Raw genomic sequence first — 8599 nt, 5'->3', positions numbered from 1 at the left:
CATCGCACTCCTGAACACTCGGCGGCCATGACCCCGGTGCCACCCAGGGCCACGGCCGGAGTGCCTGCGTCAGCTCTCGCCGCGTGCCGTGCGCGCCGCCGTCGCCAGGTCCAGGTCCGTGGTCTCCGGGGCCAGGTAGTACGACACCACTCCCCCGAGCGCCAGCACACCCGCGCCGATGAGCAGCACGAACCCCACGCCGAAGCGGCCGAGTCCCATCGGGAGCAGGAAGTGCCCACCGCTGCGCCGACGCGGCTCATCGCCGTGGCGAAGCCGACTCCGGTCGTGCGGACCGATGTCGGGAACACCTCCACGAGGTAGACCGCAGTGAGCGCGCTGGACGCGGCGTTCAGGAACATGAAAAAGAGGGACGCGACTGTCACCGGATCCCGTGCCCTGCCTCCCGTGAATGCCCTTGGCGCAGCGCCTGCCGCCCCACGCCGCGCGGCACTTCGCCGCGCGTCCCGTGGGAGAAGGCCCCGACAACTACCCCTGCCCATCTCGAAGTTGACCCTCACGAGCACCGGGGTGCGGTCGGCCCGTTCCGACGATCCGGCCGTAGCGCGTGAGCGCCAGGATCGAAGTCGCCCACACATCGCGAGTTCGACAGCTACCCCTGGAGCCTCACCGTGAAGGTCCGTACGCGCACCGCGCTGGCCGCCTCCCTCGTGCTCGCCGTCACGGCAGGCCCAATCGTTGCCTCCCCAGCCCTCGCCGCTACGCCCGTCGCCGCCTCGGCTTCGGCTTCGGCTTCGCCCCCCGACGCCCAGGCGCTGCGCGCGGCGATCGCCGGACTGCCGGACGCTGACGCCACCGCAGCGCTCGTGCGTGTCGCAGGCACGGACGGCAGCTGGAGTGGCTCCAACGGCGTCGCCGAGATCGGCAGCAGCCGAAAGGCGCTGGAGCGCGCCCGTTTCCGGACCGGCTCCACGACCAAGGTGTTCACCGCGGCGGTGGTGCTGCAGCTCGCCGCCGAGCACCGGATCGACCTCGGCGCGCCCGTCCAGGACTATCTGCCAAGCCTGCTGCCCGGCCATCCGCCCATCACCGTCCGCCAACTCCTCAACCACACCAGCGGACTTCCCGAGGCCCACGACGACAGAACCTTCGACGAGGCAACGAGCACCGCTTCGACACGGTCACCCCGTGGCAGCTGGTAGCGGCCTCAGCCGCCAAGCCACTCGAATTCGCCCCCGGCACCCAGCAGCATTACGTCGGCGTCAACTACACACTGCTGGGCCTGCTGATCGAGAAAACGACCAGCTGCTCGTACGAACAGCAGGTCTCCCGGCGCATCCTGCAGCCGCTCGGTCTGCGCCACTCCTCGTTCCCCGGCGCTAACCCGCGGATCAACGGCCCGCACAACCACGGTTACCAGGCCGTCAAACGCTCCAACGGGACGACCGAGCTGCGCGACATCACGAAGTGGAATGTCACCGACCTCTGGGCCACCGGCAATCTCATCTCCACCACGGCGGATCTGGAGCGCTTCCTGACCGCCCTCTTCGGCGGCCACGTGGTCCCCAAGGCCCAATTGGAAGAGATGTTCACGGTGCCCGAGGGCATCTCCCTGTACGGCAGCAACAAGCCGGCCGAACACAGCGCCGGCCTGACCCGCTTCACCTTGCGGGACGGCACCGTCGGCTGGGGCAAAACCCGCGGCGTCTACGGCTACAACACCGCCATTCTCGCCGCCCGCGACCTGACCCGCACCCTCGTCTACTCAGTCAACTCGACCGACGCCAGAGGCCGGAACCTGAACAACGTCGTCGGACGCATCATCACCGCCGCCTTCACCCGCTGAACCCCCGCCCCCGCCGACACCGCCGGACGTGACCGTCGGCAAGCCCGCGGCCTGGCCGCCGTCGGCCACCTCGACCAACTGGACTGGCTGAACCTGCCCTACGCCTCGACGGTCCAGCCCCGCGGCGGCGCCGCCTGGCAGCAACTGAGGAGACGCCCGCTCTGACGATGCGCCACCCTTCGGGCGGCACCTGACGCGGTCAGTGCCGCAGCACCGGTGATCCGGTCGGGGCAAGACGCGCGGTGCTGCGGTAGGTGGAGATGCCCAGGGCCGGCAGCCAGTAGCTGAGGATCGCACCCATCAGGGCGGTGGTGCCCCAGCCGTTCGCCGCGTAGAAGTGCGCGGGGGTGTTACCGAAGAACAGGGACGGGACGAAAGCCAGGTTGACCCCGGCCAGGACGTATGCCGACCGGCTGGTCCAGCGGGGCAGCATGTTCGTGCGTGAGATGGCGTAGCCCACCGCGGTCAGGAAGAACGCCAGCATGAGACGGGAGATCGATCCGTAGAGGATGTATGTGCCGCTCACGGTGATGGTGGGATCGATCGGGTGGTCGGCTGCGATGACCGCGCCGGCTTCCAGGCCGCAGGAGACCAGGGTGATCGTCGCGTAGACCAGTCCCGCGGCGAAGGCCATCGTGCCGACCCACTCGTATGCAGGACTCAAACGCTTGACCAGTTCACGAAAGGCCGTCACGAACACGATCAGGAACGCGAGCGCGAGCATCCCCATCAGCAGCCTGGCCAGGACGTTCGCGTCCGGCGGTGCGCCCGAGTAAACGAAGTACAGGGGCACTTCGAGGATGAGAGCGCCCGCGGTGGCGATGCCTGCGATGCCCGTCAGGCGCCTGGCAAAGGAACATGCGGCCACAGACCCGCGGTGGCAATACGACCGGACCCTTGTCATGGCCGAACTTCAGCAGGCGGTCACCGACGGACGCAGCCTGACGAAGCTACGCCTGTGCCTGGAACGCGCAGAAGCCGCCACCCACAGCGGCGCGACCGCAGAAGAAAACGAACTCATGCGCTCCGCCGGCGACGCGCTCCTTCCCCGGAACGCGGAGTCGGCGTCCAGCCCAGCCCCGTCACCAAGCGGTCCGCAGCAAAGCCGCGGACCCGGCTCCGCAACGGCCCTGGTACTCCGGGATCCAAGGTCGTCGTGCCCAAGCTGCGTATCGGCCCGGTCGGGGATACCATCCCGGCACCACGACAGGACCGGCCAGACGCCGCAGAACTGAAAGCCAAGGTGGCCGCGGCCACAGCCGCACGACTGGAAGCGGCTGCCGAACAGGACCGGGCACGTGCTGCAGAGTTGCAGGCCGCTGCTGCCGCAGTCCGCGACGCGTCGGCCGTCACGGTCGTCATCGAGGACATCCACTTCCGGGTCTTCCACGGTAAGACGAACTCGCTGTCAGACCCCGCAAGAACCCCTGTCCGATAACCCGGCTCTACGTCAAAGGCATGGGCACCCAGAAGAATCGTCAGGCGTCTCCTGACGAGAAGCCGTCAAGAAGGAAGTACTGAGACCTCGCACGGACAGCTGCCCGCTCCCGACGGCTGCCCGCTGTGGCGGCCTTCAGCGGATGCTGTCGTGCCTGCCAACAGGCGGGCAGGCGTCAGGTCTGTTCGGGTGGATTCAGCGCTCGACGTGAGCCGCCCGCATGTCACATTGCATCCGCTTCGCTACTTGGGGCTATCTATGGGGTCAAACCAGGCACTGCCGTTGTTCTGGAGATCCTTCACTCCTGCCATGGAGGTTCCATGCGCCCGCCCCACCGCCTTACAGCCAAGATCGCCGCCGCTGTCGCTCTCGCAGCCGCGGGCAGCCTGATCGCATTCCATCCGAGCGCCTCCGCGGTTTCAGCCGCACCGGTACATGCCGTCTTTGCTGACGTCCAGTCCTCCGCGGCTGTGACGGGCTCGGTGCGCATCAGCCTGTCGGCCGGCGGCACGGTCACCATTCCCGCCTCAAAGCTCTCCGTCGGCGCCACCTTTGACACCGGGGCCCAGGTGTCGCTGGTCTCGACGGTGACCAACAACACCAACGCCACCCTGGTCTTCTCAGGTGGCGGCAGCGCCAGCGTTACGGTCGCACCGGGTGCTTCAGCGAGTGTCAGCGCACTCGCCAACGGCAGCTTGAAGATCAGCGTCGCCTAACGGGCAGACACCGGCGGTTGGTCCATCCCCACATGCGCGGGGAGCACCCTTATCGACCTGCGGTGCTTTCCCGCGACACGCTATGGAATTGGGTGTCCCGCTGGCCCGGACTGTGAGCTGGAGTAGCGGCGGTTGGGGATGGCCGGAGGATTACTCTCCCGGGGTGGCCAGCCGATGCGGTTGGGCCACCCCGCTTCGACGCGGCATGCCACCCGAGCCCCTACCACCAGGGGCCCGAGTGGTAGCGCCGGTCATCAGATTGGTCGAGTATCGGCGCGGAGCGCAGGAGCAATGCCGCGCTGACCCAGACGTGGACACGTTCGTCGCCGAGCTGCTCGCCGTACCGGCCTAGCTGCCGGGCGTCGCAAGGACGCTGACCGCGGGACGGGGTGGTGACCGATGCACCGGGCGAGGCGGTCGACGAGTACGAAGCTGGGTGCCGTCGCAGCGATGAGTCTGCCGGCGCCCACAGGTCTACCTCCCGACCGAGACAACCAACTCATCGGGAGTAAGACCGTGTCCTATGTGGTGAGTTTCAGGAGTCTCTTGTAGCAGCACAGGGCCGCGGCGAGGCCGAGAAAGGCCAGGTAGTTGCGGGAATGACGTTCGTAGCGGGGGCTGAGTCTGCGGTAGCCGGAGAGCCAGGAGATGGTCCGCTCGATCACCCATCTGCGGCGGCCCAACCGTTCGCTGGCATCGATGAGGCCTGCGTCGTCGAGTTGGTGCAGGACCGCTTCGTGGAGCCGGCCCCAGACCCCGGCCCGCGACCAGATCATGAACCGGCGGTGGGCCGTCGACTTCGATATGCCGAAGCACGGCGGCAGGGCCCGCCAAGCGCAGCCGCTGACCAGCACGTAGATGATTGCTGCGAACAGCGTCTCATCCGGCGTGTTCGGTGTTCCACCACCCTGCGGTCGCACCCGGTCCTCCGGAATCAACGGCCTTGCGAGCTCCCACAAGCCGTCCGGAACAATCCAACTCCACGTACCCCGCCCCATGAACAGCCCAACGAGCGATCACCACATAGGACACGGTCTAATACTCCAGTTGTGCTTCTCCATTTGTCCTGGTCAGCGTGCCTGTTTTCGAGTCTAGTGGGCTGACGCTGCATCAGGGCGGTGGTGGTTCGTGACCCACCCGATCGGGGCGCGTTGAGCCTGCTATGGAGCCGGATATCGAAGCAGGGCTGTGGGCCACCGAGTTGGAGTCGTTGCTGCTGCGAGTGGGTCAGCGGTTCGGGCGCATCGAGCCACGACGTCGGATGCAGGACTACGTGCGCGGGCTGCTCGGCCCGGTCGGCCGGAAGAACAGCTGGCAGCTCGCCGAGCACGCAGGCCATGCCACCCCGTACGGCCTGCAGCGGCTAATGTCGTGGTGCCAGTGGGATCCAGACAAGATCCGTGACGAACTGCAGGATTACGTGGCCGAGCGGCTCGGCCGACCGGACGGTGTGCTGATCGTGGACGACACCGGCTTCCTGAAGAAAGGCACCGTCTCAGCCGGGGTGCAGCGCCAATACTCGGGGACGGCCGGCCGCACCGAGAACTGCCAGATCGGCGTGTTCGCCGCCTATACCTCGGCGAAGGGCCGGGCCCTGGTGGACCGGGAGCTGCATCTGCCCAAGTCCTGGACCGATGACCCGGATCGGTGCCGCACGGCGAGAATTCCTGAGGGCAGGTCCTTTGCCACGAAGCCCGAACTGGCGCGTGCGATGGTGTTGAGGGCCCTTGGCTCCGCGCTGCCGATCGCCTGGGTGACCGCTGATGCGGCCTACGGGCAGGAACGGGGCTTTCGGCGGATGCTGGAGGAAGCCGGCGTGGGCTATGTCCTGGCGGTTCCCAAGTCGCAGCAGGTCAAGTCGACTGCGGGGAGTTGGCGCATCCACCATGTTCTGACCGGTGCCCCGGACGACGCCTGGGAGCGGATCTCGTGCGGAAACGGCGCGAAAGGGCCTCGGGTCTACGACTGGGCCGCAGCCAGGCTCCCTGCCGCCGCCGACGCGAACGGCGAGGCACCCACGCACGATCGCTGGGTGCTGGCCCGCCGTAGCCTGGCCCGCCCCGAGGAGATTGCCTACTACCTCGCCTTCGCCCCCACGGAGGCGAACGTCTCCGAACTGGTCCGCATGGCCGGCTCCAGATGGGCCATCGAGGAGTGCTTCCAGGCCGCGAAGAACGAGTGCGGCCTGGACCAGTACGAAGTCCGCCGCTACGTGGGCTGGTACCGCCACATCACGCTGGCCATGTTCGCGCACGCCTTCCTGGCCGCGATGGCCGCCCACGCCCTCGAAAAGGGGGCCGAAGAAACGGTCCGAGCAGTCTCGTTCCCCTCACCGTGGCAGAAGTGCGACGGCTCCTGGATCTTGCCCATTCCCCAGCAGCCCGGCTACCGCGGCCCGGACACCGGCTCCACTGGTCGCACTGGCGCCGACGCCATCAAGCCGTCGCCCGCCACTGCCACTACCAGTGCCGCACGCACCCCGATCGGGTGGGTCACGAACCACCACCGCCCTGATGCAGCTTCAGCCCACTAGACTCGAAACAGGCACGATGACCAGGGCATATGGAGAAGCACAACTGGAGTACTAACCGGTTCTATGGGGAGGCCGAAGGCTCTGGGATCCGCCCGGTGCCGGCCCGCCGGGCAGAGATCAGCCGGCGAGGCAGGCAAGCTCGATGGTGTGTCCGGTGTGCTGGGCCTTGGCTTGCAGGTAGCGCACATTGCTGTCGGTGGCGAAGACGCCGGTCGGCACGGTGGTCCGTCCCGCGATGCCGAGGTCGTCCAGCTGGCGCGCCTTGTCGGGGTTGTTGGACAGCAGATCGAGCTTCCGGATGCCGAGGGCCGTGAGCATCTGTGCGGCGGCCGTGTAGACGCGGGCGTCCTCGGGCAGGCCCAGGGTGGTGTTGGCCTGGTACGTGTCCAGGCCGGTGTCCTGGAGCGCGTAGGCGTCGAGCTTTTGTTGTAGAGGCCGATGCCGCGGCCCTCCTGGCGCAGGTAGAGCAGGATTCCGCCGACGGAGTCGATGCGCTGGACGGCCTCCGTACGGCCCACAGCAGGAACGGGCCGGTGCGCAGACCTCGAGGGGCGATGGGATAACCGCGGTCCACGCGTGACGTCGGCCTTCATGACCAGGCTGTGGCCCTGGAGGCCGACGTTCTCGTGTGGCGATGTTATTCCGGTGCCGGTTCGGCCGGAGGCTCCGCCGGTTCGGCCGGAGGCTCCGCCGGGGCTTGCGGAGCCACTGGGTTCTCCTTCGGCTGGGCCGGGGGTTCGGCCGGCTTTTCATGGGGTGGTTGGGCCGGCTCCTTGTCCTTTGGTTCGGCCGGCTTTTCAGGCGGTGGCTGGCCCGGTTCATTCTCGCGCGGCTCGACAGGCGCGTTCGGCTCGCCCGGTGCGCTCGGTGGCTTACTGGGTTGGTTGTACGCCGACCACGCCCAGGCTCCGCCGGCCAGCGCCGCGGTCACACCCAGGCTGACGAGGATTCCGGCCAGGCCGCCGGGAGCGCCTCTCGCCGCGCTGGCGACGACGGCTCTCCCCCAGGTGAGGCCGATCGACAAGCCGGTGCCGAGCAGGCCCAGGCCGTACGTCACGGCATTCCGGCTCGAGTTCACCACCTGGGCTATCTTGTCGGCCCCCCTGCTTAGCAGATTGCCGGTGGCCTGGACGACGGTACTGCCAGCGTTCCAGAGGGCCTGCCCGAATGACGCGATCCGACTCTGCGCCGCTCCGGATTCGACTGCCGAGGCCACACTTTCCGCCGCACCCTCCGCCGCCTGCGCCAGATCGCGCGCCCTGATCCAATTCTGCCGATTGGCCACGGCGTTTTCGAAATGCCTCGTGTACACGTCCTTGTAATAACGCGCGTCGGAGACAATTTCGGTGAGCTTGCTGTGGTGGCGATCGATCAGATTGCGGACGACCTGCTTCGTATTCGGGTTGTATACCGTGGCGTCTCGTAGTTGCGTGATCTTTTCGAGTCTCGGCGCGTAACGCTGCAATTGAGTAGTCTGTTGCTGAATGTAGCTCTTAGGGGCCTGAACAGCCTGGTTTACCTTTGGTCCAAGCTTATCCAGCTGTGACTTGCTCAGCTCGGCCAAAGAGTCGGGGTGCACCACCTTTGTGGAAAAGTCGTTGACACCAAATTTCATCAATTGGTCTGCGGGGACAATTTCGTGGGTCATGACGAGGTCCTAGCCAGTCTGGTCCTCTCTCAGCGCACGTCCTGGCGGCGCTGTACGCCTACCTGGCGTACGTAAAGCCGTATATGCCCACGTTGCGATCGAATTGTTCCCAAGTCAAGGGTTATCGAGGGGCCCTTCGGGGTGGAGGTGAGATGGCCAGGCGCGTATCGCCCGTGGGTGACCAGGGCGCGGATGACGGCGCGGCTTCTCCGCGCAGCGGACCTCGACGAGTCCCTGCGCCTATGGTCTCTATGCGCGTAGAGTTCGCGGGCGTAGACGAACGCGGCTCGGAGTACGACGCCTTGTGGGGGCCCTCATGCTCGGCGAGGCGCTGGCACTGCCACCGGTCACCGAGGAGAGCGGTCGGCCCAAGCCGGCTCCCCGGCCACAGCACTCGCCCCAGGCGACATCTGCCAAGTCAGCCAGGGCAGTGGCCACCACTGCTGGAACACCGACACGC

At 67.1% G+C, this 8599-nt stretch carries 8 protein-coding genes and 2 pseudogenes; 5 read left to right on the top strand and 5 right to left on the bottom strand.

Annotated elements, in window-relative coordinates; translation table 11 throughout:
* Positions 1 to 69: 69 nt before the first annotated feature.
* The gene (locus tag ACZ3H8_RS40280; protein ID WP_467410268.1) at positions 70 to 219 is read right to left on the bottom strand and encodes a hypothetical protein; all 150 of its coding nucleotides are present in this window, start codon (positions 217 to 219) and stop codon (positions 70 to 72) included.
* Positions 220 to 629: 410 nt separating this feature from the next.
* Between ACZ3H8_RS40280 and ACZ3H8_RS40275 the strand changes: the two genes are divergently transcribed.
* Positions 630 to 1160, top strand: a complete 531-nt coding sequence (locus ACZ3H8_RS40275) for a serine hydrolase domain-containing protein (RefSeq protein WP_467410265.1) — start codon at positions 630 to 632, stop codon at positions 1158 to 1160.
* Complete coding sequence (locus tag ACZ3H8_RS40270) at positions 1154 to 1804, top strand: serine hydrolase domain-containing protein (protein ID WP_467410269.1); 651 nt, start codon at positions 1154 to 1156, stop codon at positions 1802 to 1804. The genes ACZ3H8_RS40275 and ACZ3H8_RS40270 overlap by 7 nt, the downstream gene beginning before the upstream one ends.
* Before the next feature lie 199 nt (positions 1805 to 2003).
* On the opposite strand, the gene ACZ3H8_RS40265 is transcribed toward ACZ3H8_RS40270, so the two are convergent.
* A complete protein-coding gene (locus ACZ3H8_RS40265; protein WP_467410263.1) occupies positions 2004 to 2672 on the bottom strand; it encodes a hypothetical protein in 669 nt (222 codons plus the stop codon).
* Positions 2673 to 2960: 288 nt separating this feature from the next.
* On the opposite strand from ACZ3H8_RS40265, the gene ACZ3H8_RS40260 reads away from it, so the two are divergent.
* Both ACZ3H8_RS40260 and ACZ3H8_RS40255 read left to right on the top strand, forming a co-directional pair.
* Positions 2961 to 3242, top strand: a complete 282-nt coding sequence (locus ACZ3H8_RS40260; protein WP_467410262.1) for a hypothetical protein — start codon at positions 2961 to 2963, stop codon at positions 3240 to 3242.
* A 320-nt stretch (positions 3243 to 3562) separates the two neighbouring features.
* Positions 3563 to 3958, top strand: coding sequence for a hypothetical protein (locus tag ACZ3H8_RS40255; RefSeq protein ID WP_467410259.1), 396 nt, complete (start codon positions 3563 to 3565; stop codon positions 3956 to 3958).
* Between the two features lie 521 nt (positions 3959 to 4479).
* Here ACZ3H8_RS40255 and ACZ3H8_RS40250 read toward each other — a convergent pair.
* The gene (locus ACZ3H8_RS40250) at positions 4480 to 4956 is read right to left on the bottom strand and encodes a transposase (RefSeq protein WP_467410256.1); all 477 of its coding nucleotides are present in this window, start codon (positions 4954 to 4956) and stop codon (positions 4480 to 4482) included.
* A gap of 164 nt (positions 4957 to 5120) precedes the next feature.
* On the opposite strand from ACZ3H8_RS40250, the pseudogene ACZ3H8_RS40245 reads away from it, so the two are divergent.
* A pseudogene (locus ACZ3H8_RS40245) lies at positions 5121 to 6266 on the top strand (IS701 family transposase); the annotation flags it as partial.
* Positions 6267 to 6608: 342 nt separating this feature from the next.
* On the opposite strand, the pseudogene ribA reads toward ACZ3H8_RS40245, so the two are convergent.
* A pseudogene (gene ribA / locus ACZ3H8_RS40240) lies at positions 6609 to 6997 on the bottom strand (GTP cyclohydrolase II RibA); the annotation flags it as partial.
* 131 nt (positions 6998 to 7128) lie between these two features.
* Positions 7129 to 8139 carry a hypothetical protein gene (locus ACZ3H8_RS40235; RefSeq protein ID WP_467410253.1) on the bottom strand — a complete coding sequence of 337 codons (1011 nt, stop codon included), beginning with the start codon at positions 8137 to 8139 and terminating at the stop codon, positions 7129 to 7131.
* Positions 8140 to 8599: the final 460 nt, after the last annotated feature.

The organism is Streptomyces sp. NPDC002868 (genome assembly GCF_055563295.1).
The sequence above is the reverse complement of the archived record's forward strand: the minus strand, read 5'-3'. Positions and strand labels throughout refer to the sequence as shown.